We start from the raw sequence: 25,178 nt of genomic DNA, 5'->3' as shown, positions 1-25,178 counted from the left end.
GATGCCCGCGCGGGCGCTGTTCATCGCCGGGGCCGGGACCGAGATCGGCAAGACCTACGTCACCGCCGCCCTGACCCGCCGCCTGCGGGCGCAGGGCCGGGCGGTCCGGACGGTGAAGCCGCTCGCCAGCGGTGTCCCGCCGCTCAGCGATCCCGGCTTCGTCGAGAGCGACACCGCCCGGCTGCTGGACGCGCAGGGGCTCGCCCTGGACGAGGAGGCCGTGGAGGCCTGCTCGCCCTGGCGGTTCTCGGCACCGCTCTCGCCGGATCAGGCCGCCGTGCTGGAGGGGCGCTCCCTGGACCTCGCCGACCTCGTCGGCTGGTGCCGGGCTGAGATCGCCCGCACCCAGGACACGCTGCTGATCGAGGGTGTCGGCGGGCTCATGAGCCCGGTCACCGAGGCCGCAACCGGCCTGGACTGGCTCCGCGCGCTCGGCGTCCCGGCGCTCCTCGTCTCGGGGAGCTATCTCGGGGCGATCAGCCACGCGCTCACGGCCTGCGAGACCCTGCGGCTCCACGATGTGCCGCTGCGCGCGGTGGTGGTCAGCGAGAGCCTGGGCGCGCCGGCGCCCGCCGCGACCGTGGCCGCGGCCATCGCCCGTCATGCCGGCGCGCCCGTATTCTGTCTGCGCCGTGGCGACGCCTGCCCGGAGGAGCTGACCGGCTCGATCTGAGCGCCGCGAGAGCGTCGCTGGACGGCGCGGCCGTGGCCCCTAGCTTTACCGCCACGGCGTCGCGCCCGGCGCCCGGACGGTCGAGGCCGGGTGGCGCCGTGGGGGAATCCTGCGGTGAGCCAGACCCTTGCCTCGGCGGCGAGTCCCCGATCCGAGACCGGCGCGGTCGACGCGGAAGCGGCGCGCGACAGGCTCCGGCCCGCCCTCGTGTTCGGCGCGCTGGGTGTCGTGTACGGCGATATCGGCACGAGCCCGCTCTACGCGTTCAAGGAGGCCGTGAAGGCGGCGACCGCCGGCGGCGCCTCGGTGCCGGCGGCGGCCACCGGCGCGGTGTCGCTGATCCTGTGGTCGCTGATCCTGATCGTGTCGCTGAAATACGCGGTGCTGATCCTGCGCGCCGACAACCGCGGCGAGGGCGGCATCGTCGCCATGCTGGCGCTGCTCGGCGCGCGGCACGCCCGGCCGGGAACGTGGAAGGCGCTGCTGCTGGTGGTCGGGCTGGTCGGCGCGGCGCTGCTCTACGGTGACGGCGCGATCACGCCGGCGATCTCGGTGCTCTCGGCGATCGAGGGCCTGAAGGTCGACGCGCCGTCACTCGGGCCGTACGTCGTGCCGATCACGCTGGTGATCCTGGTCGGTCTGTTCCTGGTCCAGCACAAGGGCGTCGCCGCCATCGGCCGGGTGTTCGGACCGGTCATGCTCGTCTGGTTCGTTGTCCTCGGGCTCCTCGGGATCGCCGGGATCGTCGCCAAGCCCGAGATTCTGGCGGCGGCCAACCCGTTCCGGGCCGTCGATTTCATGCTCCATGCCGGCTGGCACGTCAGCTTCGCGATGCTCGGCGCGGCCTTCCTGGCGGTGACCGGCGGCGAGGCGATGTACGCCGATCTCGGCCATTTCGGCGCCCTGCCGATCCGCATCGCGTGGTTCGCGCTGGTCCTGCCGGCGCTGGTGCTCAACTATTTCGGCCAGGGCGCCCTGCTGATCGCCGCGCCCGACGCCCTGGAGAACCCGTTCTTCCGCCTCAGCCCCGACTGGGGCCATCTGCCCCTGGTGGCGCTCGCCACGATGGCGACCATCATCGCCTCGCAGGCGATCATCTCGGGCGTGTTCTCCCTGACCCAGCAATCGGTCCAGCTCGGCTTCATGCCGATGATGCGGGTGGTGCACACCGATGAGGACGAGCGCGGCCAGATCTACGTGCCGGCGGTGAACTGGCTGCTCGCCGTGGCGACCCTGACGGCCGTGGTGGTCTTCGGCTCCTCCGACGCGCTGGCCGGCGCCTACGGCATCGCGGTCTCGATGCTGATGGGCATCACCACGCTGCTCGCCGCGCTGATCGCGCTCCGCTGGGGCTACAACCCGATCCTGGTCCTCGCGGTCAACGGCTTCTTCCTCGCCATCGACCTCGTGTTCTTCGCCGCCAACAGCGTGAAGATCCTCGAGGGCGGCTGGTTTCCCTTGGTGCTCGCCGGGCTCGTCGCCGCGATGATGCTGACCTGGAAGAAGGGAAACGAGCTGGTCGAGGAGGCGAGGGCCGCCCTGCGCCTGCCGGAGGACGTCTTCCTCGGCGGTCTCCAGCACCGTGACCTGCTGCGGCTGCCGGGCACGGCCGCGTTCCTCTCGGCGGCCGAGCACGGCATCCCGCTGCATCTCTCGCGCTTCGTGGAGCGCAACCACGCCCTGATGGAGCGCATCCTGATCATCACGGCGCTCTACGAGGAGACGCCGACCGTCCCGCGGGACCGGCGCGCCCACGTGACGATCCTGGCGCCGGATTTCTACCGGGTCATCCTCCGCTACGGCTTCATGGAGGAGGCCTCGATCCCCGAGGGGCTGGCCTGCGCGGTGGAATCGCGCCACCTGCCGCCGCACGTCCTCGACGACATGACCGTCTTCGTCGGGCACGAGACGATCATCCCGCGACGGGACGAGCGGGGCATGGCCCCCTGGCGGGAGAACCTGTTCGCCTTCATGCAGCGCAACGCCGAGCGCACCGGCGCCTTCTTCGGCGTGCCGACCCGGCAGGTCGTCGAGGTCGGCACCGAGATCGAGATCTAGGCCTCGACCCGAGACATTCCCGCAGCTCGGCAAGTCACCGCGGCGGCGCAGCCTAGAACAGGCGGAGTCGTGCGCAGAGATCGGAGCACCCGCCCGGCCGCGATGTGCCTCGATCTGATCCCGGCAATTGACGCCGCGCCCCTCCTGGACGCTGCGCCGGTCCGGACCTGTTTCCAGCGCCGGCTCGCCGATGCACGGAAACTTGAGGCCGTTTCGCAGCTCCTCAGGGAACCGTAGCCTTCCGCCGTCGTTCCGCCCCGACGCAGGCGTCGCGCCCCCGGGGTGCGCGCCGGAATGGAGAGACAGCATGAACAGGGATCATCTCGAGGGCGGCGTTCGCCATCTGCGCGGCCGGATCAAGACGGCGGCGGGCGCGGTGCGCGGCCGGGCCGTCGACCAGCTCGACGGCGCCTACGATCAGGCCGCCGGCGCTGCCCAGTACGCCTACGGCGAGGCCCGGGATACGGTCCGCGACCTGCGCGACGGCGGCGAGCACCTCGTCGAGGAGGGGCGCGCCCGGTTCCGCGACGCCAGCGAGCGCGGGCACGCCCTGGCAGACGAGGCGCTCGAGCGCGGCCAGCACTACCGCGACCGCGCCGTGCGCCACGGGCGCACCCTCGCGGCGCGCGCGGACGAGAACCGCGGCACGACCCTCGCCCTGGTGGCCGCCGTCGCGTTCGGCCTCGGGTGGCTGGCGCGGCCGACCCGCTGAGCGGCGGACGGGACCTGATCCGGAGCGGGGCGGGCGTTCGCGCGGCCGCCCCGCCGATCAGAACGCATAAAGACATCTTTATGTCTTGATTGCTTCGTAGGCCGCGCGGTGGTAGGGGGTTGCCCCGACCCGCAACGCGAACACGGAGCCATCGACTCATGGCCAAGGATTACATCGTCAAGGATATCGGGCTGGCCGATTACGGCCGGAAGGAGATCTCGATCGCCGAGACGGAGATGCCGGGCCTGATGGCGGTCCGCGAGGAGTACGGCGCCGCGCAGCCCCTGAAAGGCGCGAAGATCGCCGGCTCGCTGCACATGACGATCCAGACCGCCGTGCTGATCGAGACCCTGAAGGCGCTCGGCGCCGACATCCGCTGGGTCTCCTGCAACATCTACTCGACCCAGGATCACGCCGCCGCCGCCATCGCGGCCGCCGGCATCCCGGTCTTCGCCGTGAAGGGCGAGACCCTGGAGGAGTACTGGGACTACACCTCGCGCCTGTTCGACTGGCACGACGGCGGCATGCCGAACATGATCCTCGACGACGGCGGCGACGCGACCATGTTCGTCCATCTCGGCCTGCGCGCCGAGAACGGCGACACCGCGTTCCTCGACAAGCCGGAGAGCGAGGAGGAGGAGGTCTTCTTCGCGCTCCTCAAGCGCAAGCTCGCCGAGAAGCCGAAGGGCTGGTTCGCCGGCCTCGCCGACAGCATCAAGGGTGTCTCCGAGGAGACCACCACGGGCGTCCACCGCCTCTACGTGCTGGCCAAGGAGGGCAAGCTGCTCTTCCCGGCGATTAACGTGAACGACTCGGTCACCAAGTCGAAGTTCGACAACCTGTACGGCTGCAAGGAGTCGCTGGTCGACGGCATCCGCCGCGGCACCGACGTGATGATGGCCGGCAAGGTCGCGATGGTCGCGGGCTTCGGCGACGTGGGCAAGGGCTCGGCCGCGTCCCTGCGCAACGCCGGCTGCCGCGTGCTCGTGTCGGAGATCGACCCGATCTGCGCACTCCAGGCCGCGATGGAGGGCTACGAGGTCGTGACCATGGAGGACGCGGCCCCGCGCGCCGACATCTTCGTCACCGCCACGGGCAACAAGGACATCATCACCATCGACCACATGCGGGCGATGAAGGACCGGGCGATCGTCTGCAACATCGGCCACTTCGACAACGAGATTCAGGTCGCCGGCCTGAAGAACCTCAAGTGGTCGAACATCAAGCCGCAGGTGGACGAGATCACCTTCGCGGACGGCCACCGCATCATCCTCCTGTCGGAGGGTCGCCTGGTGAACCTCGGCAACGCCACCGGTCACCCGTCCTTCGTGATGTCGGCCTCGTTCACCAACCAGACGCTGGCCCAGATTGAGCTCTGGTCCAACCCGGGCAAGTACCAGAAGCAGGTCTACACCCTGCCGAAGACCCTCGACGAGAAGGTCGCCGCCCTGCATCTGGAGAAGATCGGCGTGAAGCTCTCGAAGCTTCGCCCCGATCAGGCCGCCTATATCGGCGTCTCCGAGAGCGGCCCGTTCAAGCCCGAGCACTACCGCTACTGAGCCGGCATCATCGGTGGCGCGGACGGCCTCGTTTCCGGGGCCGGCACCGTGCCGCCGCGATCCGGCGGCGCGGCCCGGTGGAGAGATTTGGAGGCCCGGCGCGCTGCGCCGGGCCTTCTCGTTTGTCAAGCGCAGACGGCCGAATCGAACTGTGTCTTCTGTGTGTCGTTAACGGCTGATTATGCCGACTTTGCCCAAAGCCACGCTTCGTTCCCCTTCCGGGGCGATTCCGCCGCACCTAGAGTGCGGGCGAATCTTAGATCGATGGGGCTGCGGCGGTTCGGGAGAATCGCCGCGGGAACGGTGCCTTCTGCGCCGCGCGGCGACGCGCGCCGGTCGGACAGCCATCGGGTACGGGGGCGGGGCAAACCATGGGTGTCGGTCGTGCGACACACGTTCGGATCGGCGTGGGCGCGCTCGCGCTGACGACGGCGAGCGCGGCCTTCGCCGAGCTGCCGGAGGCCGCCGCCGCGCATCCCGCGCGGGAGATCCACAGCGTGGCCGCCCTGGCGATCTTCGGCGGCCTCGTCGCCTTCGCGGTGATCCTGTCGCTCCTCCACCTCTACGAGCGCGGCCGGTGGACCCGCCGCGAGCGCGAGCTCGCCGCGACCCTCGACGTCCTGCGCGGCGCCCATGACCGGGCCGAGATGCTCCTCAACGCCGAGCGGCAGATCATCGTCACCTGGGATCATCGCAGCGAGCCGGTGGTCGAGGGCGACATCAGCCTCGCGATCCACGGCGAGCGACCGACCTCCGGCTACGCCCGCCGCGTCCTGGCCTTCGGCACGTGGCTCGTCGCCGCGGACGCGGCCGCTGTCGAGACCGCCGTGGAGACCCTGCGGGCGCGCGGCACCAGCTTCGCGCTGAGCCTGCGGACCCAGACCGGCCGCAACATCGAGGCCCACGGGCAGGCCGTGGCGGGACGGGCGCTCCTGCGCCTGCGCGAGACCAGCCAGGAGCGCTGCGAGATCGCCGACCTGCGCGCGACCCTCGACGAGACCCGCCGGGGACTCTCGGCCCTGTCGGGGCTCCTCGACGCGATCCCCCAGCCGGTCTGGCGGCGCAACCGCGACGGTGGCCTGAGCTGGATCAACGCCGCCTACGTGGCGGCGGTCGAGGCGGAGAGCCGCGAGGCCGCCCTCGACGCCGGCCTGGAGCTGTTCGACCGGCCGGCCCGCGAGACGATCGCCCGCGAGGAGGCGGCCCGGTTCGCCGGCCTGACCCGGAGCGTCCCGCGCCTCTCGGCCATCGTGGCCGGGAACCGGCGGATGCTCGACGTATTCGAGACCGGGCTGGAGACCGGCCGCGTCGGCATCGCCATCGACGTGTCGGAACTCGAGAGCGTGCGCGCCGACCTGCAGCGGCAGATGAACGCCAACGTGCGGACCCTGGACCAGCTGCCGACCGCGGTCGCAATGTTCGACGTCTCGCAGCGGCTGATCTTCCACAACGCCGCCTACCGGCAGCTCTGGGACCTCGATCAGGCCTTCCTCGACGGCCGGCCCTCCGACGGCGAGATCCTCGACCACCTGCGGGCGGAGCGGAAGCTCGAGGAGCACGCGGATTTCCGCGGCTGGAAGCAGGGCGTGCTGTCCGCCTACCGGGCCGCGGAGGCGAACCAGACTTGGTGGTACCTGCCCGACGGCCGGACCCTGCGCGTGGTCGCGGACCCGAACCCGCAGGGCGGCCTGACCTACCTGTTCGACGACGTCTCCGACCGCCTGAACGCCGAGTCCCGCTACAACGCCCTGCGCCGCCTGCAGGCCGAGACCCTGGACACGCTGGCCGAGCCGGTGGCCGTGTTCGGCGCGGACGGGCGCCTGTCCCTCGCCAACCGCGCCTTCTTCACCGTGTGGCGGCTCGACCCGGAGATGATCGAGGAGCGCCCGCACGTGGACGCGGTGATCGCCGCCTGCCGGGCGCTCGCCCCCGTCGAGGAGCCGTGGCTCGACATCCGCGACGCGGTGGTCGGCCTCGAATCGCGCACGGCCCGGACCTGCCGCCTCGAGGTGGTCGACGGCACCGTGCTCGATTGCGCCGCGCAGCCGCTCCCGGAGGGCGCGACGCTCCTGACCCTGATCGACGTCACGGCGAGTGTGAACGTCGAGCGGGCGCTCACCGAGAAGAACGATGCCCTGGAGAAAGCCGCGCAGCTGCGCGACACCTTCGTGCACCACGTCTCCTACGAGCTGCGCTCCCCGCTCACCAACATCATCGGCTTCACCCAGCTTCTCGGCGACGAGACCGTCGGCGCGCTCAACGAGCGCCAGCGCGAGTATTCCGACCACATCATGCGCTCCTCGGCGGCGCTGCTCGTCATCATCAACGACATCCTCGACCTCGCCTCGATCGACGCCGGCTCGCTGGAGCTGCAGCGGGAGGAGGTCGACGTCCAGGCCACCGTCGAGGCCGCCGTCCGCGGCATCGAGGACCGGCTCGCCGAATCGCACATCACCCTCGCCCTCGACGTGCCGGAGGATATCGGCAGCGTCCACGCCGACGGGAAGCGGGTGCGCCAGATCCTGTTCAACCTGCTCTCGAACGCCGTCGGCTTCTCGGATGCCGGCCAGCGCGTGGAGGTCCACGCCCGCCGGACCGCGCAGGAGCTTCTCCTCAGCGTGCGTGACCACGGCCGGGGCATGCCCCCCGAGATCGCCGATTCGGTGTTCAACCGCTTCGAGAGCCACACCCTCGGAACCCGCCACCGGGGCGTCGGCCTCGGCCTGTCGATCGTGCGCTCCTTCGTCGAGCTGCACGGGGGACGGGTGCAGCTGGAGACCGCGCCGGGCAGCGGCACCCGCGTCACCTGCACGTTCCCCACCGACCTCGCGGGCGAGGGCCGGCGCGCGCCGCCGCTCGAACCCGAGCCGCCCGTCCTGTCGCCGCCTCCGCCTCCGCCGCCGCCGCCGCCGCCGCCGCGCAAGCCGACCCTGACGCTGCAGTCGAGCAGGCCGGAGCCGCCGACATCCGACCGGCGAACGTCACCGTAGCGCTTGATTCCGCGGCCGGTCCCGCGCAGCAGGAGGCATGTCCGCGCATGATCGTTCCGGCTGGGCCGTCTTCGGCATCGGCGACTTCCGCCTGTTCGGCTCGGCCCGGTTCCTCACGGGCCTCGCCTACCAGATGCAGGCGGTGGCGATCGGCTGGTACGTCTACGACCTGACCCATTCCGCCCTGGCGCTGGGCCTGGTGGGCCTCGCGGGCTTCCTGCCGGCGGTGCTGTGCGCGCTGATCACCGGCCACGTCGCCGACGCCTACGACCGGCGCCTCGTCGGCGCCGCCGCCTTCGCGCTCCAGAGCGCGGCGAGCCTCGGCCTCCTCGCCTGCGCCCTCGCGGGCGTGCACTCCGTCTGGCCGATCTACGCCCTGGTCATCGTCGTCGGCACGGCCCGGGCCTTCGCCAACCCGGCCCTGCAGGCGCTGCTCCCGACCCTGGTGCCCGGGCCGCTTTTCGGCTCGGCGATCGCGTGGAACGCCTCCCTCTGGCAGAGCGCCTCGGTGATGGGGCCGGCGCTCGGCGGCTTCCTCTACGCCCTCGGACCCGCCGTCGTGTTCGGTGGGGCAGGGGGCAGCTTCGCCCTGGCCAGCGCCTTGACCCTGCTGATCCGCTACCGGCCGGCGGCGGTGAGCGAGCGGCCGCCGATCACCTGGGCGGCGCTCTCGGCCGGGATCGACTACATCCGCTCCCAGCCGGTGGTGCTCGGGGCGATCAGCCTCGACCTGTTCACGGTGCTGCTCGGCGGCGCCACGGCGCTGCTGCCGATCTACGCCGCGGAGGTCTTGCACGTCGGCCCGCTCGGCCTCGGCGCGCTCCGGAGCATGCCGGCCTTCGGGGCTGTCGCCATGGCGGTGCTGCTGGCGAACTACCCCCTGCGGCGCCACGCGGGCGTGCGCATGCTCCGCGCCGCCGCGGTGTTCGGGGCCGCCACGGTCGCGTTCGGGCTGTCGACGTCGCTGCCGCTGTCGATGGCCTGCCTGTTCGTCACGGGCGCCGCCGACATGATCTCGGTCTACGTGCGCCAGACCTTCGTGCAGGGCGAGACACCGGACGCGATGCGCGGCCGCGTCTCGGCGGTGAACACGGTGTTCATCGGCGCCTCGAACGAGCTCGGCGAGTTCGAATCGGGGCTGCTCGCCGCCGCGATCGGCGCGGTCCCGGCGGTGGTGGTCGGCGGCGCCGCGACGGTCGGGGTCGCGCTGCTCTGGGGCAGGCTCTTCCCGGCGCTGAGGGCCCGCGACCGGCTGATGGTGCAGGGATAGCGCGCCTTCGCGCGGCTCGGGACGCGACGCGTCCCGGATGACGGCCGTGGCGATCGTGGCGCCGCGAGCCGGCGCCGCACGAAACGCGGGTCCCCTCTCCCGTATGGGGGAGGGGTAAGGCGCAGCTCTCTCGACCGGAGCTGCCGTCCTGCCGAACCGTTGCACCAGAATCGGGAACGGCCCCGGAGCCCGCCCCGTGAGCCGGGCTCCGCGACGCGCTCAGCGGCCCGACAGCAGCGGCGACCAGGTCGGGTCGGACGCGTAGGCGGGCGTCGGGACCGGCTGCTCCACCTTGCCGGTGATGTCGACCATGAACAGCTTGCCGCCGCCCTGGCCGCCCGGATCGCGGAAGAACAGCACGTACTGGCCGTTCGGCGCGAAGGTCGGGCCCTCGTTGTGGAAGCCCTCGGTGAGCACGCGCTCGCCGGAGCCGTCGGGCTTCGAGACGCAGATGGCGAAGCCGCCGTTGCGCTGGCGGGTGTAGGCGATCAGGTCGCCTCGGGGCGAGAAGGCCGGCTGCGAGGCCGAGCCAGGGCCGAAGGTGATCCGGTGCGGGTTCGAGCCGTCCGCCCCCATCACGTAGACCTGCTGGGAGCCGCCGCGGTCGGACTCGAAGGCGATCTGCGACCCGTCCGGCGAGTAGGTCGGCGAGGTGTCGATCGCCATGCCGTTGGTGATCGAGCGCTGGGCCTTCGAGGCGAGGTCCATCGTGACGATGTCGGCGTTGCCGCCCTGCTGGACGCTCATCACGATCTTGCGGCCGTCCGGCGAGAAGCGCGGGCTCGCGCTCATCGAATCGACGTTGCCGAGCGCCTGGCGGGAGCCGGTCTCCAGGTTGATCATCTGCACCCGCGGCTGGTGGCCGGTGGCCTGGGCCATGAAGGCGATGTCCTGCGTGGCCGGCGAGTAGCGCGGGGCCACGATCGACATCTCGCCGGTGGTGATCGCCCGGACATTGGCGCCGTCCTGGTCCATGACCATCAAGCGCTTGCGCCGGTTCTCCTTGGGACCGGTCTCGTCCACGAAGGCGATGCGGCTGTCGAACCAGGGTCCGAGGCCGGTGATCTTGGTGTAGACCCCGTCGGCGATCAGGTGGCCGGTGCGCCGGACGTTGGCGGCGTCGGTGCCGTATTGCTGGCCGGTCATCTGCTGGCCGTTGGTCACGTCCCAGAGCCGGAACTCGACCTTGACCCGGCCGCCCTCGCGGACGACCCGGCCGGTGACGAGGCCCTGCACGCCGGTGGCGCGCCACTTCTCGAAGTTCGGCGCGGCGTCGAAGTTCGGCTGCTCGGGGAAGCGGGCGTGGTCGAGCGGCGTGAAGTAGCCGGAGCGGCGCAGGTCGTTGGTGACCACGCCGGAGACGAGGCCCGCGAGGCTCGGGTCGCCGCCGAAATCCGCGATGGCGATGGGCATCGGCTGGAAGTTGCCGCCGCCGATGCGCAGCTGCAGCTGCGCCTGGGCCGGCCCCGCCAGAAGGCCCGTGAGCATCACGAGGAGCGCGAGCAGGCGCGCGGCATAGGACGTCGGGAGGCGCCCGACGGAGGGGAGGTGCAGCATGGTGGGTCGGATCCGAGTGACGATCAGACGGGAACGCGGGGACGGCGGGACACTGGCTGGAAGACCTCAGGTCGCCGTGAACTCGAACTCCGCGTTGATGGCCTTCCAGTCGTTGTAGTACGGCGCGTAGGTGGCCGGAATGTTGTACGGCGCGCAGCGGCGGACCGCCCGGAGTGCGGCCTGCGCGATCGACTGGTCGACCGCGCTCGCCCCGCCGCGCATGATCCGCGGCTCCGTGCTGAGCGAGCCGTTCGGGTTCAGGCGGATGTCGAGAACCGGCAGGACCACGCCCTGGGCCGCGCCGGGGGGCGCCGAGTAGCACCGCTCGATCTGCTGCTGGAGCAGGCCGACCAGGGCGTCGCGCAGCGACGGCGAGAGGCGCTGCGCGTTGCCGGTCGCGGCGCCGAGCGCCGCCACCTTCTGCACCGCGTGGCCTGTGGCGCCGGTCGACTGCGACGGCGCCTTCGAGGCGAGCATCGAGCGGATGTCGCCGGCGTTGAACTTGTCGGCGAGTTCGGCCTGCTTGCGCGCCTTGGCCTCGGCATCGGCCTTGGCCTTCGCGTCCGCCATGGCCTTCGCCTTCGCCTTGGCGGCGGCCTCGGCTTTGGCGGCCGCCTCGGCCTTCGCGGCCTCAGCTTTCGCCTTGGCGGCGGCCTCCGCCTTCTCGCGCTCGGCTTCGGCCTTGGCCTCCGCGATCTCCTTCTGACGCTCGGCTTCGGCCTCGGCCTTGGCCTTCGCGTCGGCGGCCTTCTTGGCCGCTTCCTTGGCCGCCTCCTTGGCGGCTTCGGCCTTCTTCGCGGCGGCCTTCTGGGCGGCCGCCGCGGCCTCGGCTTCCTGCTTCTCGATCAGCTTCTCGAGCTGCTCGCGCTTCTCGGCCTCGGCCTTCGCGACCGCCTCGGCCTTGGCCTTCGCCTCGGCCTTGGCGGCGGCAGCCTTCTCCGCGGCGGCCTTCTCGGCCGCTTTCTCGGCCGCCTTGGCGCCGGCCTTCTCGGCGTCGCGCTTCTCCTGCGCCGCCTTCTCCGCCGCCTTGGCGGCCTGGGCCGCCTCCTGCGGATCGGGCTCGGCGCGCAGCGGCATCTCGTCCGCGTTGGCGAGCTTCATCTCGGCCGTGCGGGTCGGCGCGGTCGGCGCGTCCTGCTTGGAATTCTCGGGCTCGCGGTCCTCGAACTTCTCGGCCTTGCGGTCGGCCCGCGAGGTGGCGTTCGGCATCGGCTTGTCGGCCTGACGCTCGCCCTTTGTGATCTCGGAGAACTGGTTCTCGGTGATCACCTCGACAGGCACGCCCTCCTGGGCCTCCGGCAGGGCCGGGGCCGCGACGCTGACCAGCGCCAGCGCGAGGAGCGCGACGTGGGTGCCGGCGGAGATCCAGACACCCGGTTCCTTGCGGTCGAAGCGGAACTCCACGGGACGGCCCTACTGATGCTCAGGCTCGGTGACGAGGGCGACCTTCTTGAAGCCGCCGCCGGTCACGATCGCCATCACCTGCGCCACGCGGCCGTAATCGACCCGCTTGTCGCCGCGCACGAAGACGCGCTCCTCGGTCCCGGTCTTGGCGGTCTCCATCAGCTTCGGCACGATCGAGTCGTCGGTGAGCTCGTCCTCGCCGAGGAAGACCTGGCCGGTCTGGCGGATCGACAGGGTGATCGGCTTCACGTCGGAATTGAGCGGCGAGGCCTTGGATTGCGGCAGGTCGAGGGGGACGCCGACGGTCATCATCGGCGCCGCGACCATGAAGATGATCAGGAGCACGAGCACGACGTCGATGAACGGCGTCATGTTGATCTCATTGATGGGTCCGCCGCGGCGGCCCCGGCGCCGGCGGCGCTTGCCGCCCTGCGATGCGCCCGCTGCCATGCCCATGGATCGGTCTCCTCTGGATCACCCGGTTCAGGCGGCGAGCGGCAGCCGCTCGTCGATCTGGCGGGAGAGGATGGCGGAGAACTCGTCGGCGAAGCTCTCCAGCCGCGACTGCGCCTTGGAGACCTCGGCCTGGAGCTTGTTGTAGGCGAGCACCGCCGGGATCGCGGCGAACAGACCGATCGCGGTGGCGAACAGCGCCTCGGCGATGCCGGGGGCGACGACGGCGAGCGAGGTGTTCTTCGAGGCCGCGATCGACGTGAAGGCGGTCATGATGCCCCAGACGGTGCCGAACAGGCCGATATACGGGCCGGCCGAGCCGATAGAGGCGAGGAACAGCAGGCGCGACTCGAGCCGCTCGACCTCGCGGTGGATGGTGACGTCCAGCTGCTTCTCGATGCGCTGCGACAGCGACTGGATCTGCCGACCGGAGCCCTCGAAGCTGCGCTTCCACTCGCGCATGGCGGCGACGAAGACGGCGGCGAGGCCCGTGGCCGGCCGGTCGTTGAACGAGCGGAACAGCTCCTCCAGGGAGCGGCCGGACCAGAAGGCGTCCTCGAACGCGTCCATCTCGGCCTTGGTCCGGCGGAACAGCAGCGTCTTGTCGACGATGATCGACCAGCACCAGATCGAGGCGCTGAGCAGCCCGATCATCACGATCTTCACGACGAAGTGGGCCTGCAGGAACAGGCCGAGCAGCGTCATGTCGGCGACAGGCGCGGCCTGCATCGCGTCGGCTGGGTTCATCCGTCGAGGTCTCCTGCTCCGGATCGCGATGCGCCGGGCGAGGCCCGCGTCCGCCGGATCCGTGAGCGATATCAACGCTGTCGCCCGCGAATCTGTCGAAAGTAAGGGCCGTCGACGGCCCCCGCGCCCCGCCGTGGCATCGCCTCCGTTAAGGGCGCGGCAGGGTTAAGGATCGGTTTCGATCCGGGCGATCCTGAGGCATGTGCCGCCGTCCGACGGGCCGTCCGGGCTGGACCTGTCGAAAGCGCCTCCCGTATGGTCGCGGCCCACGGCGCCGAGTCGACAGCCCTGAGAAACGCAGGACGTGCATGACCCTCCCCGTTCCCAGCCTGCCCGATCTGCTGCCCACCGGCCCGGCCCGGTTCCTGGGCTGGTCCATGATCGCCGACCCGATGCTGGCCGGCTTCCTGGCGCGCGCCGGATTCGACGCCGTCCTGCTGGATCAGCAGCACGGCACCTACGACTACAAGACGTCGTGTGCGGCGATCACCGAGGTCGCCCTCGCCGGCAAATCGACCCTGGTGCGCGTGCCGGTGGGCGACTTCGCCATGGTCTCGCGGATGCTCGACGCGGGCGCCGCCGGCGTCGTGGCGCCGATGATCAACACCGTCGCGGATGCCGAGGCTCTGGCCGCCGCCGCGAAATTCCCGCCGGTCGGCCAGCGGAGCTGGGGACCGGACCGGGCCATGTGGCTCTCGGGGCTCCGGAGCGGCGCGGACTACCTCGCGGGCGCCAACGACCGGGCGCTCACGGTCGCCATGTGCGAGACCGAGGCGGGGATCGCCGACCTGGAGGCGATCCTCGCCGTGCCGGGGATCGACGGCGTCCTGGTCGGCCCCGCCGACCTGTCGATCGCCCTGTCGAAGGGGGCGGCCATCGACCCGCTGGGATCGGCGGTGACGGCGGCCCTCGGCGAGATCGCGCGCAAGACCCGGGCGGCGGGCAAGATCCCCTGCGCCTTCGCGCCGTCGCCGGCCCGGGCCCGGGAGATGGTCGGGATGGGCTACCAGCTGGTCTCGGTCGAGTACGACGCGCTGACCATCGTCAACGCCTTCGCGCGGGTGCTCTGCGAGGCCGACCCGGCGCGGGCCGGCTGAGGTCTAGGCGGCCTCGCCGGGCGCGAGCCGCCGCCGCAGCGCGTCCGGGAGGCGGACGGCGCGGCCGTCCCGCACGCAGGCGACTGTGACCTCCGCGGAGACCAGCACTTCGTCGCCCCGTCGGACGTCCTGGGCGAGCTGCATCGAGGCGCCGCGCAGGGCGCGCGTGCGGGTCACGACGGTGAGCAGGTCGTCCATCCGGGCCGGCCGGAGGAAATCGAGGCTCATGCGCCGCACCACGAAGACGAGGCCGCGTGCGTCGCGGTGCAGGTCCGACTGGTCGCCGGCGAGTTCCCGCAGCAATTCGGTGCGGCCGCGCTCGAGGAAGCGCAGGTAGCTGGCGTGGTAGACGAAGCCGGAGAAGTCTGTGTCCTCGTAGTAGACGCGCACGCCCATCCGGTGGGGCGGGGCACCGTCCTCCGCGGATCCATTCTTGGCGGGCTCGATCGCGCTCATGCGCCCCTTTAGCGACGGGCTGTGCGAAGGCGCAACACGAAGAGGGCCGCCCTGGGGCGGCCCTCGCGCAGATCACGCCATTCGCGGCGCTCAGCCGCCGATGCGGGCCGCGAGGCTCGCCGAGTGGGCGTGCTCGTCGGCGATGTAGGGCAGGGCCTCGGTGGCGAACTTGCGGCCCTGGGCGTTGTCGCCCTGCTTGGCGTAGGCGTCGTAGAGCGCCAGGGTGCGGGCGTCCGAGCGGGCCTGCTGGTCGATGTAAGTCCGGTCGAAGGCCCGACCGTTCGGGGCCGCCTGGAGCTGCGCCAGACGCGCTTGTCCGCGCTCGCCGAGGGCCACGCGGCGGCCGGGCTCGGCCGGGCTGTTGTCGACGATACCGACCGCGCCGAGGGCGCCGCCGACGATGCCGGTGCCGATGTTGGCGGCCACCGTCACCGGCGCGAGCACGAGGCCGACCGGGTTGCTCAGGTCGGTGCGGATGCCCTGGTTGTCGGAGACCACCGAGCCGTTGCGGGTCAGGGAGGTGTTCGGCGGCAGCAGCGCGTCGGTGGTCGCCTTGCGCTCCACGAGAACGCGGTTGGCGTAGTTGCGGACCCGGGGGTTGCGCGACCGCTGGAGGGCGATCCGGCTCGCCTCGATGCTGGCGGCGTCCGAACGCAGCGCCTCCGCCCGGAAGGCGGGGGTCTCGGTCGCGGCGGCGCCGACGCCGTCCTGATTGGCGAAGGGCAGCACGCGGATCGGCAGGGCGTCCTGCGCGAAGGCGGGCGCCGAGATGGCGGCGACGGACAGGCCGAGCACGGCGAGCGTGAGTTTCTTCATGGCGGAAGTTTATCCCTGACGTTGTTCTTGAGATCGCGAAGATCTGCCGCGATCGGAGGGCAGGACCCTGATCGGGACAGCCTTGCCGGCGCCGAGCGGACCCGGCGCGGTCGCCTCCCCAACTGTCGCGTTTCGGCGCTGTTCCACGCACTCGGGCAGTTTTTACACGTACGTGATCGGCGAGACCCCCGCCTAAGCTTGGCAATATTGTTCCGAGCCGATCGACAAAATGGCTGTTACGGCAGCGACTTGCCGAGATCGCGACGCGGAACTCACCCGGCTGCCGCGCGCAGCATCTCGCGATCCGCGCATGTGCCCGGTGAAATGCTGGTCCGAATTCAATGCATGGAGACGCGTTGACCGGTCCTCAGGGCTCTCCGTCACCGAAGAAGCCGAACTGCCCGGGCGTCTCGCGCTTCGGTTCCGGCATCTGCATGTGCCGGTAGGCGTGTCGGGTGAGGACGCGTCCGCGGGGTGTGCGCTGCACGAAGCCGCGCTGGATCAGGTAGGGTTCGATGATGTCCTCGATCGCGTCCCGCGGCTCCGACAGCGCCGCCCCGATTGTCTCGATGCCCACCGGCCCGCCCCCGAACGAGCGCGCGATCAGGCTCAGGTACTTGCGGTCCATCACGTCGAGACCCGCCCCGTCCACGTCCAAGAGCTGCAGCGCTCGGTCGGCGATCGCCCGCGTCACCGTCTCGGCCTCCGCCACCACCGCGAAGTCCCGCACCCGCCGCAAGAGCCGCCCCGCGATCCGCGGCGTGCCCCGCGCCCGACGGGCGATCTCGTTGGCGCCCTCCGCCGACATCCCTAAGCCCAGCACCCGCGCGCCGCGCGCCACGATCTGCTCCAGCTCGTCGATCTCGTAGAACTCCAGCCGGATCGGGATGCCGAACCGGTCGCGCAGCGGCGTCGTCAGCAGCCCCGCCCGCGTCGTGGCGCCGACCAGCGTGAACTTCGGCAGCTCGATCTTGACCGAGCGCGCCGCCGGGCCCTCGCCGATGATCAGGTCGAGCTGGTAATCCTCCATGGCCGGGTAGAGGATCTCCTCGACCGCCGGGTTGAGCCGGTGGATCTCGTCGATGAACAGGACGTCGCGCTCCTCCAGGTTGGTGAGCTGGGCGGCCAGGTCGCCGGCCTTGGCGATCACCGGCCCGGAGGTCGAGCGGAAGTTCACGCCGAGCTCGCGCGCCACGATCTGAGCGAGCGTGGTCTTGCCCAGGCCCGGCGGCCCGACGAACAGCACGTGGTCGAGCGCCTGCCCGGTCTTCCTCGCCGCCTCGATGAACACCTGCATGTTCGCCCGCGCCGCGCGCTGACCGATGAACTCGGACAGGCTCAGGGGGCGGATCGTCTGATCGACGTCCTCGGTGCGCTTCTCCGGTGTCAGGAGCGCGTTGGTCGGAGGCTTCGACTTGCTCATGAACCCTGCTTCGTGGACCGTGCCGCGGCCCGCGATGGGCGGTCTCGCAGGACGGCTGGGCACCGGCGCGTCCGGTTTTGTTCTTCCTTACCCGTGAAAGCCGGGAAGTCTAAGCGCCGCGGCCGGGCAAGGTGGCCAAGTGTCGTGGCCAAGTGTCGTGGCCAAGTGTCGTGGCCAGGCGTCAGCCCGTGTGGCGCCACCGGCGATGTGAGCGAGCGCACGGGCCGTCGCGATCGACGCAACCGGGATGCAACCGAACCGCCGGCCCGAGCATTCCTGGACCAAACCTCCAAGCATGGCCGCAGGGCGCTTCTCCCCGATGAAACTCCGTACGATCGCTGCCGCCGCAGCCGGCACCGTCATGCTCGCCGTTCCGCTCGCGGCCCAGGCCGCCAACGGCCCGGCCGAGACCAAGGTCGCCGAGGCCAACCCGCAGGTCCATCCCGTCTCGGCGGAGCGGGAGGACGACGTCACCTGCAGCCGGGCCCGCCGCCGTCTGTGGATCGAGGGCGAGGGCTGGGTGGTCCGGCGGATCACCACCTGCCGCTGACCGGTGCGCACCCGGGGGCCGATCGGCTGGGCATGACGGGACCGTTACGCACTCTGCGCGACTGGAGACGCGGAACGGCCGGTGAACCGGTCTGTTGGCCCCGCACCCGGCGCGCACCGCGCCCGCCGACACCCCTCGGAGCCGGACCCATGGCCAACCGGACGATCGTGACCCTGCTCGCTCTGGCGGCGGCGGCGCCCGCGTCGGCGCAGACCTTCCGGAGCGCCGATCCCTATGCTCCGGTCGCCTACGCGCCCGGTTACGCCGCAGATCCGGGCTTTGCCGGCGAGTTCGTGCGGGGCACCTATATCGGCGCCCCGCTGACCCGCGTGCCGCGCCCGACCCAGATCGTGCCCACGCCCTGGAGCTACGGCACCTACGGCGTGCCGACGGTGACCGGCATCCAGGCCGCTCCGGCGGCCGAGCCGACCCTGACGGTGATCAACGCCGCCCCCTACGGCCGCCGCGGCGCGCGCGCCGTCGGGGCCGACCCGGTCGCGGGGGCCCGGGTCATCGCGGTTCAGGTTCCCCGGCGCTGAGCGCCGCGAACCACGCCGCGTAGGGCGTGTTGCGGACGAGGCGCCGGTTGAGGTCGGGCGCGCCGTCCGTCCACCAGACCGGGCCGCGCTCGCCGAGTCCGACCTTCGCCGCATCGACCTCGGCCCTGGCGGCGGCGAGCGCCTCCGCGGCGCCCGGCTCGCCCGCGCGCTCGGCCCGCTTGGCCTCCTTCACGCCCCGGCGCGCCGCCATCAGGCGCTGCACCAGCGCGGCCCGACAGGTTTCCGACAGGTCGGGATTCGCGCGGCGCCACAGACGCGCCCGGACAACGATATAGCGCCGATCTGGAGTGGTAATGGCCACGCTCATACCGGGGTTCAGCTCCGTTGGGGGGCGGTTAAGCCTTCCAGCTTACACCGCGGATATCGGGTGCGGGTCACGCCATGCAGATCGTCATCGTCGACTCGAGCCGCGTCGTGCTGCAGATCATCGCGTCCCTGATCGAGCCGCGCGGCCACGCGGTGCACCCGTTCACGGATTCGGAGCGGGCGCTGGAGTTCCTGGCGGCGACGCCGGCGGTCCGGGTCCTCATCACCAGCCTGGAGGTGCGGCCGCTCTGCGGGCTCGAACTCTGCTGGTCGGCCCGGCTCCTCGCCGAATCCCGCGGGCCGCTGCACGTCATCACCATGTCGTCGGCCCGCAACGTCCGCAGCTTGGCCGAGGCCCTCGACAGCGGCGCCGACGACTTCATCGAGAAGCCGCCGAGCGCCGAGGAGCTGAACGCGCGCCTGCGCGCGGCCGAGCGCCTGACCACCATGCAGGAGGAGCTGATCCGCCTCGCCGAGACGGACCCGCTGACCGGCTCCTACAACCGGCGTGCCTTCTTCAAGCGCGCGCGGGCCGCCGCGGCGCGAGACCCGAGGCCGGGCGCCGTCTCGGCGATCCTCCTCGACATCGATCACTTCAAGCGCATCAACGACGAGCACGGGCACGATGTCGGCGACGTGGCGATCAAGGCCGTGGCCGAGCTGATCGCCGGTGCCGGGATCGCGGGACGCCTCGGCGGCGAGGAATTCGCCGTCATCCTGCCCGGCCGCGGGCTCGCGGAGGCCGTGGCGCAGGCCGAGCGCCTGCGCGCCGACGTCCAGGCCCTGCGGATCCGCGGGGCGCGGGGTCCGATCGCGCTGAGCTGCAGCTTCGGCGTCAGCACGTGGCGCGACGGCGACAGCGTCGAGGCCCTGGTCAAGCGGGCCGATGTCGCGCTCTACGCGGCGAAGGGCGGCGGCCGGAACCGGGTGGTGCCGGATCACAGCGAGGGTATCCGCGCCGTCGCGGGCTGAGCCGGACCGCCCGTCCCGGATCGGCACAGTCCGTCGAGCGGTGTCCCACCGTCGTCCCAGATCGGCGCATTGATTCGCCGAGTATCCGTTTCTGGGGAGCGATTCGGCCAATATAAAGCTTAATATTCGCGAGTTGTTGCTGGAACGGATCTTGGAACTTCGCCTTCGATCCCGGCCGCCTGTATCAAGCCGGGAGAGAGAGGTGCGAGGTCATGAGTACGGCCGTTGGCGTCCTGATCCTGGATGAGCCGGAGGACCTGAGCGCGACGGTTCGCGCCACCCTCGAGCACATGCCCGAATTCCACACCATCGGCGAGGCCGATCTCGAGCGCGCCGACGCCGGCAGTAGCGTCGCCCTGGTCTTCCTCGACGAGATCCGGCTGGCCGACGGGATCGCCCGCATCGTCGCCCTGAAGGAGCGCCAGCCGGCGCTGCGCACGCTGGTCGCCTTCGGCGCGCTGACGGCGGACGACCTCCGCGCCCTGCTGGCGGCGGGCGCCGACGCCTTCGTGGCGCGCTCCAAGTCGCCGCGGGACCTCGGCGCGGCGCTGCTGGCGCTGGCGGAGGGCTCAGACGTGCTGGTCCCGCCGGAGCAGCCGGTGGCGATGCCCCCGGAGGCCGGCGAGAGCCTCGGGCTGACGCCCCGCGAGGCCGAGGTGCTGCGCTTCCTGAGTTCCGGGTTCAGCAACAAGGAGGTCGCGCGGCGGCTGGCGCTCAGCGTGCGAACGGTGGAGACTCACCGGCTCAACCTGCGGCGCAAGACCCAGACCGGCCGGCTCAAGGACCTGGTCTCTCTGGCCCGCCAGCTCGGCCTGGCCCCCGTGGTCGATTCCAGTGATCAGGTTCGGCGCGGCACCGACAACCGGTCCTCGGGCAACGACAGCCAGTCCCGGCACTGAGAGGGGGATCGGGCGGTCTCGGCGAGACCGCCCCCCTAAGCGGCCGCGGCCGCCTTCCGGGCTCCGGACGCGCGCTTGGCCGTCGTCCCGCTCTTGGACCGCTCTGGCGCCTTCGCCCCGCGTTTCCGCGCGCCCGCCGGCTTGACCCGACCTCCGGCCTTGACCGCGTCCTCGGCGGCGGAGAGGCGCGCCTGCAGGAGTCCCAGCACCGCCGCCTCCTCGGGCCGCAGGCTCGACAGGTCCTCGCTCAGCTCCGATTCGACCGCGTCCTTCACCTGCAGGAGCAGGCCGCCCTCCAGGTAGCAGTCGAGGATCTGCGGGTGGATGTAGCACTTGCGGCAGATCGTCGGCGTGTTGCCGAGGCGCCCCGCGACGTTCTCGATGGCCGCGCGGATGTTGCGCTTGGCTCCGGCCTCGCTGTCGAAGCTCTCGAACTCCCGCAGAGCCAGCGCCGCCAGCACCGTGCCGGCCCAGGTCCGAAAATCCTTGGCGGTGAAGTCCTCGCCGGTGATCTCGCGCAGGTACGCGTTCACGTCCGAGGAGGTGACGTCGCGCTGGGTGCCGTCCGGGTCGAGATACTGGAACAGCTCCTGGCCCGGCAGGTCCTGGCAGGCCTTGACGATCCGGGCGACCCGCCGGTCCTTCAGCGACACGTCCCAGGTCTTGCCGCTCTTGCCCTTAAAGCGGAACGACAGAGCCGAACCCTCGATCCGGACATGGGGATCGCGCAGGGTCGTCAGGCCGTAGCTCTTGTTGGTCCGCGCGTAATCGTCGTTGCCGACGCGGATCAGCGTGGTCTCGAGCAGGTGGACCACGGTGGCCAGCACCTTGTCGCGGGGCAGGCCCGGCCGCCTCATGTCGGCGTCGACGCGCCGGCGAATGCCCGGCAGCGCGTCCGCGAAGGCCATGATCCGCGAGAACTTGTTGGCCTCCCGCGCCTGCCGGAAGTCCGGGTGGTAGCGGTACTGCTTGCGCCCCTTCGCGTCGCGGCCGGTCGCCTGGATGTGGCCGTTCCGGCGCGGGCAGATCCAGACGTCCGTGTAGGCCGGCGGGATCGCGAGGCCGCGGATGCGGGCCAGCACGGCCCTGTCGCGCACCGGCTTGCCCTTCGCGTCGAGGTAGCGGAAGCCGGTGCCGCTGCGGCGGCGGGTCAGCCCGGGCCGGCCGTCATCGACGTAGACGAGCCCGGCCTCCTCGGCCGCGGCGCGGAGGTCTCCGCCGCTCTCCGCCGTCTCGACGCACGCCATGAACAGCCCCTCCCATCGACGCCGCCGGGCTGCCTCGCCCGGCGAGAAGGCCTTGGACAACCGGCGGCACGGGATCGCCGTTCCGGGCCTGCACATCCGTCGCAGGACGGGCCCCGCCGCCGTGCTAGAGGGGACGGATGCAGTCCGATGCCGAACCCGGGAACCTGCCCGTTCCGATGCGCCGCCTGGTCTTCGTGGTGACCGAGGACTGGTTCTTCGCCTCGCATTTCCTGCCGATGGCCCGCGCCGCCGTCGGCATGGGTCTCTCGGTCGCGGTGGTGACGCGGGTCCGCCTCCACCGGGCCGCCATCGAGGCGACCGGCGCGCAGGTCGTCAACCTGGAGGCCGAGCGGGCGAGCCTCAACCCGATGGCCGCGGGCTACGCGGCCGGGCAGCTCGCCGCGATCCTGAAGGCGCTGAAGGCCGACATCGTCCACTGCATCGCCCTGCGCGGCATCCTGGTCGGCGGCACGGCCGCCGCCATGGCGGGCATCCCGTCCCGCGTCTTCGCCCTGACCGGCCTCGGCCTCGTCGGCGCCCGGAGCGACCGCCTCGGCCGGGCGGCGCGCCTCGCCCTGCGGGCGCTGATCCGGGGGCCGCTGGCCTCGTCGCGGACGCGCTTCCTGTTCGAGAACCCCGACGACGCCCTGGCCCTGGGCCTGGACCCGCTCGACCGGTCAGTGACCGTGGTGGGCGGCGCCGGCGTCGATCCCGCGATCCTCGTCCCGCAGCCGCTGCCGCCGATGCCGCCGCTGCGGGTGGCCGTCGTCGCCCGGATGCTGTGGTCGAAGGGGATCGACGTCGCCGTCGAGGCCGTCCGCCTCGCCCGGAGCCAGGGCGCGCCGGTGGAGCTGGCGCTGTACGGCGCGCCGGACCCGTCGAACCGGCGGGCGATCGGCGCCGATACCCTGCGCGCCTGGAGCCGCGACGGCATCGTCTGGCACGGGCCGACGACCGACGTCGCGGGGGTCTGGGCCGGCCACCACGTCGCCTGCCTGCCCTCGCGCGGCGGGGAGGGCCTGCCGCGGACGCTGCTGGAGGCCGCCGCCTGCGGCCGGGCGCTGGTCGCGTCCGACGTCCCGGGCTGCCGCAGCCTCGTGCGCGACGGCGTCGAGGGCCTGCTCGTTCCCCCGGACGACGCGCCGGCTCTGTCCGCCGCCCTGGCGCGCCTGAGCGGCGATGCCGGTCTCGTCGCCGGCTTGGGCGCGGCCGCGCGGGCGCGGATCGAGACCGGGGGCTTCACCGAGACGGCGGTGACCGACCAAGTCCGCGCCGTGTGGCGCGACCTGCTGGAGGCCTGACCGTGCGCGCACCGGACGATCCCGCCGGCTTCATCCGCGCCAACACACGCCTGCTGCCCGTCCCCCACGCGCCCGAGATCCGCCTGCACGTCGCCGACGAGGCGACCGATCTCTGGCAGCGGACCGAGGAGGAGTTGCAGGCGATCGGGCTGCCGCCGCCGTTCTGGGCGTTCGCCTGGGCGGGCGGCCAGGCGCTCGCCCGCTACGTCCTCGACAACCCGGACGTCGCGGACGGCGCGCGCGCGGTGGATTTCGCCTCGGGGTCCGGCCTCGTCGCGATCGCGGCGTCCCGCGCCGGGGCGCGCCACGTCGTCGCCAGCGACCTCGACCCCTTCGCCGTCGCGGCGATCGGGCTGAACGCCGCGGCCAACGGCGTCGGCGACCGCGTCGCCGCGATCGCCGACGATCTCCTCGCCACGGATCCCCGGGCCGACCTCGTCCTGGCGGCCGACGTGTTCTACGAGCGCGACCTCGCCGAGGCCGTGACCGCCTGGCTCGTTCGCCTGCAGGCGCGCGGCGTCACCGTGCTGATCGGCGATCCGGGCCGCACCTACCTTCCGCGGGACCGCCTCGACTGCCTCGCGACCTACGAGGTTCCGGTCTCGCGCGCGCTGGAGGATTCCGAGATCAAGCGCAGCCACGTCTGGCGGCTCCGCGGATGACGGATCCGCCGAGACGGTCCCGCCGAACCGCCGCCCGCGCGGCCGCGCCGAGGCTTTATCCGGCGCGGGAATGCGTTACCGTCGAATCGACCCGCGTCGCGTGCCGCGCATGCGCCAGGGTGTTCGGAGTCCCGGATCAGGGCGTGCTGCGGCGGAAGGTTTCGTGGTGAGTGTCGAGTCGAGTGTGAAGCCCAGCCGTGCCCGCGTCGTCGCCTTCTCGGGCAGCGCCAAGCGACCCTCGCGTACCCGCATCCTGGTCGAGGCCCTCGGCGCCGAACTCGGTCGCCTGCGCGGGATCGACCTCGCCGTGTACGACCTGATGGATGCCGGCCCGGGCCTCGGCGCGACGCAGCGGGACGACCTCTCGGCGCCCGCCGCGCGCCTCGTCGAGGCGATCGAGGCGGCGGACGCGCTGATCGTCGGGACGCCTGTCTACCAGGGCGGCTATGCCGGGCTGTTCAAGCACGTCTTCGACTTCGTCGACCCGGCCCGGATGATCGGCATGCCGGTGGCGCTGACCGCGACGGGCGGGGGCCTGCGCCACGCCCTGGTGGTCGAGCACGGGCTCCGGCCCCTGTTCGGCTTCTTCGCGGCCCACGTCGCGCCGACCTCGGTCTATGCCGGGTCCGACGACCTGGTGGATGGCCGCATCGTCGACGAGACCGTGGCGATCCGGCTGCGCGCCGCGGCCGCGGAACTCGCAGCCCTGCTCGACGTGTCGCGGACGACCGCGACCGGCGTATCCGTCTGACGGGAGACTATTCCGGCCGGAGGCGAGCCCTAGATCGAAGCGGGACCACGCTCATCCGCGAGGGATCATGTCAGGCTCTCCGCTCACGGCCGGCAAGGCGCCGACCGCGCTGCCCGCCACCTACGTCACGGCGTCCGGACTGCCACGCTACCATCCGGTCTCGCAGGCGCTGCACTGGCTGAACGCCGCCCTGGTCTTGGCCGTGCTGCCGCTCGCCTGGGTCGCGATCAGCCTGCCGCCGACGCCCGCCAAGGGCAGCATGTTCGTGCTGCACAAGTCGGTCGGCCTGACGATCCTCGCGATCGTGGTTGTGCGGATCCTCTGGCGGATGATCCGGCCCGCGCCGCCGGACCCGCAGGCGCCCCGGCTCCTGACGCTGATCGGGCGCGTCAACCACTTCCTGCTCTACGCGATCTTCCTGATCATGCCGATCAGCGGCTACCTGCTGAGCGCGCTGTCCGGGCGCGACACGCCGTACTTCTGGCTGTTCACGATCCCGGGACTGCCGAAGGACGACGCGACGCAGAAGATCTTCGAGTCGATCCACGTGTTCGGCCAGTGGCTCGTCTACGCCCTGGTCCTGCTGCACGTCGCCGGCACGGCGTGGCACTTGGTGATCCGCCGCGACGGTCTGCTGGAGCGGATGCTGCCGGTCCAGGACGGGCGCGGCTCGTCGCGCTGACGCGCCCGTCATCGAGCGCGCGGCCGTCGTCGC

The 25,178-nt window shown here is 71.8% G+C and carries 24 protein-coding genes; 15 read left to right on the top strand and 9 right to left on the bottom strand.

Going from position 1 to position 25,178, the window contains the following annotated elements; all coding sequences use genetic code 11:
- The first annotated feature begins 1 nt into the window (after nucleotide 1).
- The 6 genes from bioD to ACQKQD_RS19615 all read left to right on the top strand — a co-directional run bounded on the left by bioD (nucleotide 2) and on the right by ACQKQD_RS19615 (nucleotide 9,262).
- Nucleotides 2–673, top strand: coding sequence for a dethiobiotin synthase (gene bioD / locus ACQKQD_RS19640; RefSeq protein ID WP_427509323.1), 672 nt, complete (start codon nucleotides 2–4; stop codon nucleotides 671–673).
- Nucleotides 674–787: 114 nt separating this feature from the next.
- Entirely contained in the window at nucleotides 788–2,731 is a 1,944-nt protein-coding gene (locus ACQKQD_RS19635) for a potassium transporter Kup (protein ID WP_427509322.1), read from the top strand.
- Nucleotides 2,732–3,038: 307 nt separating this feature from the next.
- Nucleotides 3,039–3,443: a hypothetical protein gene (locus ACQKQD_RS19630; RefSeq protein WP_056525297.1), complete on the top strand. Its 405-nt coding sequence runs from the start codon at nucleotides 3,039–3,041 to the stop codon at nucleotides 3,441–3,443.
- 158 nt (nucleotides 3,444–3,601) lie between these two features.
- A complete protein-coding gene (ahcY, locus tag ACQKQD_RS19625) occupies nucleotides 3,602–5,002 on the top strand; it encodes an adenosylhomocysteinase (RefSeq protein WP_091679894.1) in 1,401 nt (466 codons plus the stop codon).
- A 371-nt stretch (nucleotides 5,003–5,373) separates the two neighbouring features.
- Nucleotides 5,374–7,992 (top strand): ATP-binding protein, encoded by a 2,619-nt coding sequence (locus ACQKQD_RS19620; protein WP_427509321.1) that lies wholly within the window; start codon nucleotides 5,374–5,376, stop codon nucleotides 7,990–7,992.
- A gap of 37 nt (nucleotides 7,993–8,029) precedes the next feature.
- Nucleotides 8,030–9,262, top strand: a complete 1,233-nt coding sequence (locus ACQKQD_RS19615; protein WP_020093366.1) for an MFS transporter — start codon at nucleotides 8,030–8,032, stop codon at nucleotides 9,260–9,262.
- Between the two features lie 219 nt (nucleotides 9,263–9,481).
- On the opposite strand, the gene tolB is transcribed toward ACQKQD_RS19615, so the two are convergent.
- From tolB to tolQ, 4 genes are all read right to left on the bottom strand, one after another.
- A complete protein-coding gene (gene tolB, locus ACQKQD_RS19610; RefSeq protein WP_091976958.1) occupies nucleotides 9,482–10,819 on the bottom strand; it encodes a Tol-Pal system beta propeller repeat protein TolB in 1,338 nt (445 codons plus the stop codon).
- A 66-nt stretch (nucleotides 10,820–10,885) separates the two neighbouring features.
- Nucleotides 10,886–12,223, bottom strand: a complete 1,338-nt coding sequence (tolA, locus tag ACQKQD_RS19605; RefSeq protein ID WP_427509320.1) for a cell envelope integrity protein TolA — start codon at nucleotides 12,221–12,223, stop codon at nucleotides 10,886–10,888.
- Nucleotides 12,224–12,232: 9 nt separating this feature from the next.
- A complete protein-coding gene (locus ACQKQD_RS19600) occupies nucleotides 12,233–12,679 on the bottom strand; it encodes an ExbD/TolR family protein (protein ID WP_020093363.1) in 447 nt (148 codons plus the stop codon).
- Between the two features lie 27 nt (nucleotides 12,680–12,706).
- A complete protein-coding gene (tolQ, locus tag ACQKQD_RS19595) occupies nucleotides 12,707–13,423 on the bottom strand; it encodes a protein TolQ (protein WP_012317751.1) in 717 nt (238 codons plus the stop codon).
- Between the two features lie 308 nt (nucleotides 13,424–13,731).
- On the opposite strand from tolQ, the gene ACQKQD_RS19590 reads away from it, so the two are divergent.
- Nucleotides 13,732–14,520 carry an HpcH/HpaI aldolase family protein gene (locus ACQKQD_RS19590; RefSeq protein ID WP_427509319.1) on the top strand — a complete coding sequence of 263 codons (789 nt, stop codon included), beginning with the start codon at nucleotides 13,732–13,734 and terminating at the stop codon, nucleotides 14,518–14,520.
- A 3-nt stretch (nucleotides 14,521–14,523) separates the two neighbouring features.
- Here the strand turns inward: ACQKQD_RS19590 and ybgC are convergent, their stop codons facing one another.
- The 3 genes from ybgC to ruvB all read right to left on the bottom strand — a co-directional run bounded on the left by ybgC (nucleotide 14,524) and on the right by ruvB (nucleotide 17,215).
- A complete protein-coding gene (gene ybgC, locus ACQKQD_RS19585; protein ID WP_091679884.1) occupies nucleotides 14,524–14,976 on the bottom strand; it encodes a tol-pal system-associated acyl-CoA thioesterase in 453 nt (150 codons plus the stop codon).
- A gap of 90 nt (nucleotides 14,977–15,066) precedes the next feature.
- Nucleotides 15,067–15,792, bottom strand: coding sequence for a DUF4142 domain-containing protein (locus ACQKQD_RS19580; RefSeq protein ID WP_042669273.1), 726 nt, complete (start codon nucleotides 15,790–15,792; stop codon nucleotides 15,067–15,069).
- A 367-nt stretch (nucleotides 15,793–16,159) separates the two neighbouring features.
- Nucleotides 16,160–17,215, bottom strand: a complete 1,056-nt coding sequence (ruvB, locus tag ACQKQD_RS19575) for a Holliday junction branch migration DNA helicase RuvB (protein WP_042669274.1) — start codon at nucleotides 17,213–17,215, stop codon at nucleotides 16,160–16,162.
- Between the two features lie 319 nt (nucleotides 17,216–17,534).
- On the opposite strand from ruvB, the gene ACQKQD_RS19570 reads away from it, so the two are divergent.
- Both ACQKQD_RS19570 and ACQKQD_RS19565 read left to right on the top strand, forming a co-directional pair.
- Entirely contained in the window at nucleotides 17,535–17,765 is a 231-nt protein-coding gene (locus ACQKQD_RS19570) for a hypothetical protein (RefSeq protein ID WP_026605348.1), read from the top strand.
- Nucleotides 17,766–17,914: 149 nt separating this feature from the next.
- Nucleotides 17,915–18,304: a hypothetical protein gene (locus ACQKQD_RS19565; protein WP_020095852.1), complete on the top strand. Its 390-nt coding sequence runs from the start codon at nucleotides 17,915–17,917 to the stop codon at nucleotides 18,302–18,304.
- On the opposite strand, the gene ACQKQD_RS19560 is transcribed toward ACQKQD_RS19565, so the two are convergent.
- The gene (locus ACQKQD_RS19560; RefSeq protein WP_091679876.1) at nucleotides 18,276–18,632 is read right to left on the bottom strand and encodes a hypothetical protein; all 357 of its coding nucleotides are present in this window, start codon (nucleotides 18,630–18,632) and stop codon (nucleotides 18,276–18,278) included. The two genes, ACQKQD_RS19565 and ACQKQD_RS19560, sit on opposite strands and share 29 nt — an antisense overlap.
- Nucleotides 18,633–18,706: 74 nt before the next feature.
- Here ACQKQD_RS19560 and ACQKQD_RS19555 point away from each other — a divergent pair, with 74 nt between their 5' ends.
- Nucleotides 18,707–19,603, top strand: a complete 897-nt coding sequence (locus tag ACQKQD_RS19555) for a GGDEF domain-containing protein (protein ID WP_427509318.1) — start codon at nucleotides 18,707–18,709, stop codon at nucleotides 19,601–19,603.
- 212 nt (nucleotides 19,604–19,815) lie between these two features.
- Nucleotides 19,816–20,502 (top strand): LuxR C-terminal-related transcriptional regulator, encoded by a 687-nt coding sequence (locus ACQKQD_RS19550; RefSeq protein ID WP_427509317.1) that lies wholly within the window; start codon nucleotides 19,816–19,818, stop codon nucleotides 20,500–20,502.
- Nucleotides 20,503–20,537: 35 nt separating this feature from the next.
- On the opposite strand, the gene ACQKQD_RS19545 is transcribed toward ACQKQD_RS19550, so the two are convergent.
- A complete protein-coding gene (locus tag ACQKQD_RS19545; protein ID WP_427509316.1) occupies nucleotides 20,538–21,749 on the bottom strand; it encodes a DNA topoisomerase IB in 1,212 nt (403 codons plus the stop codon).
- 137 nt (nucleotides 21,750–21,886) lie between these two features.
- Between ACQKQD_RS19545 and ACQKQD_RS19540 the strand changes: the two genes are divergently transcribed.
- The 4 genes from ACQKQD_RS19540 to ACQKQD_RS19525 all read left to right on the top strand — a co-directional run bounded on the left by ACQKQD_RS19540 (nucleotide 21,887) and on the right by ACQKQD_RS19525 (nucleotide 25,145).
- Nucleotides 21,887–23,050 (top strand): glycosyltransferase, encoded by a 1,164-nt coding sequence (locus tag ACQKQD_RS19540; protein ID WP_091679870.1) that lies wholly within the window; start codon nucleotides 21,887–21,889, stop codon nucleotides 23,048–23,050.
- A 2-nt stretch (nucleotides 23,051–23,052) separates the two neighbouring features.
- Complete coding sequence (locus ACQKQD_RS19535; RefSeq protein ID WP_427509315.1) at nucleotides 23,053–23,712, top strand: class I SAM-dependent methyltransferase; 660 nt, start codon at nucleotides 23,053–23,055, stop codon at nucleotides 23,710–23,712.
- Between the two features lie 184 nt (nucleotides 23,713–23,896).
- Complete coding sequence (locus tag ACQKQD_RS19530) at nucleotides 23,897–24,463, top strand: NAD(P)H-dependent oxidoreductase (protein ID WP_244526927.1); 567 nt, start codon at nucleotides 23,897–23,899, stop codon at nucleotides 24,461–24,463.
- Between the two features lie 67 nt (nucleotides 24,464–24,530).
- Nucleotides 24,531–25,145, top strand: a complete 615-nt coding sequence (locus ACQKQD_RS19525) for a cytochrome b (protein WP_091679862.1) — start codon at nucleotides 24,531–24,533, stop codon at nucleotides 25,143–25,145.
- The last annotated feature ends 33 nt before the right edge of the window (nucleotides 25,146–25,178 follow it).

This window comes from Methylobacterium sp. NPDC080182 (assembly GCF_050281105.1).
In the GTDB taxonomy this organism is placed as follows: domain Bacteria; phylum Pseudomonadota; class Alphaproteobacteria; order Rhizobiales; family Beijerinckiaceae; genus Methylobacterium.
This window is presented reverse-complemented; position numbering and strand designations above follow the sequence as displayed.

What these genes read in the sequence shown, in the direction of transcription:
- bioD (WP_427509323.1), top strand. Translation starts at nt 2, where the DNA reads ATGCCCGCGCGGGCGCTGTTCATCGCCGGGGCCGGGACCGAGATCGGC.
- ACQKQD_RS19630 (WP_056525297.1), top strand. Translation starts at nt 3,039, where the DNA reads ATGAACAGGGATCATCTCGAGGGCGGCGTTCGCCATCTGCGCGGCCGG.
- ahcY (WP_091679894.1), top strand. Translation starts at nt 3,602, where the DNA reads ATGGCCAAGGATTACATCGTCAAGGATATCGGGCTGGCCGATTACGGC.
- ACQKQD_RS19620 (WP_427509321.1), top strand. Translation starts at nt 5,374, where the DNA reads ATGGGTGTCGGTCGTGCGACACACGTTCGGATCGGCGTGGGCGCGCTC.
- ACQKQD_RS19615 (WP_020093366.1), top strand. Translation starts at nt 8,030, where the DNA reads ATGTCCGCGCATGATCGTTCCGGCTGGGCCGTCTTCGGCATCGGCGAC.
- tolB (WP_091976958.1), bottom strand. Translation starts at nt 10,819, where the DNA reads ATGCTGCACCTCCCCTCCGTCGGGCGCCTCCCGACGTCCTATGCCGCG.
- ACQKQD_RS19600 (WP_020093363.1), bottom strand. Translation starts at nt 12,679, where the DNA reads ATGGGCATGGCAGCGGGCGCATCGCAGGGCGGCAAGCGCCGCCGGCGC.
- tolQ (WP_012317751.1), bottom strand. Translation starts at nt 13,423, where the DNA reads ATGAACCCAGCCGACGCGATGCAGGCCGCGCCTGTCGCCGACATGACG.
- ACQKQD_RS19590 (WP_427509319.1), top strand. Translation starts at nt 13,732, where the DNA reads ATGACCCTCCCCGTTCCCAGCCTGCCCGATCTGCTGCCCACCGGCCCG.
- ybgC (WP_091679884.1), bottom strand. Translation starts at nt 14,976, where the DNA reads ATGAGCGCGATCGAGCCCGCCAAGAATGGATCCGCGGAGGACGGTGCC.
- ACQKQD_RS19580 (WP_042669273.1), bottom strand. Translation starts at nt 15,792, where the DNA reads ATGAAGAAACTCACGCTCGCCGTGCTCGGCCTGTCCGTCGCCGCCATC.
- ruvB (WP_042669274.1), bottom strand. Translation starts at nt 17,215, where the DNA reads ATGAGCAAGTCGAAGCCTCCGACCAACGCGCTCCTGACACCGGAGAAG.
- ACQKQD_RS19570 (WP_026605348.1), top strand. Translation starts at nt 17,535, where the DNA reads ATGAAACTCCGTACGATCGCTGCCGCCGCAGCCGGCACCGTCATGCTC.
- ACQKQD_RS19565 (WP_020095852.1), top strand. Translation starts at nt 17,915, where the DNA reads ATGGCCAACCGGACGATCGTGACCCTGCTCGCTCTGGCGGCGGCGGCG.
- ACQKQD_RS19560 (WP_091679876.1), bottom strand. Translation starts at nt 18,632, where the DNA reads ATGAGCGTGGCCATTACCACTCCAGATCGGCGCTATATCGTTGTCCGG.
- ACQKQD_RS19555 (WP_427509318.1), top strand. Translation starts at nt 18,707, where the DNA reads ATGCAGATCGTCATCGTCGACTCGAGCCGCGTCGTGCTGCAGATCATC.
- ACQKQD_RS19550 (WP_427509317.1), top strand. Translation starts at nt 19,816, where the DNA reads ATGAGTACGGCCGTTGGCGTCCTGATCCTGGATGAGCCGGAGGACCTG.
- ACQKQD_RS19545 (WP_427509316.1), bottom strand. Translation starts at nt 21,749, where the DNA reads ATGGCGTGCGTCGAGACGGCGGAGAGCGGCGGAGACCTCCGCGCCGCG.
- ACQKQD_RS19540 (WP_091679870.1), top strand. Translation starts at nt 21,887, where the DNA reads ATGCAGTCCGATGCCGAACCCGGGAACCTGCCCGTTCCGATGCGCCGC.
- ACQKQD_RS19525 (WP_091679862.1), top strand. Translation starts at nt 24,531, where the DNA reads ATGTCAGGCTCTCCGCTCACGGCCGGCAAGGCGCCGACCGCGCTGCCC.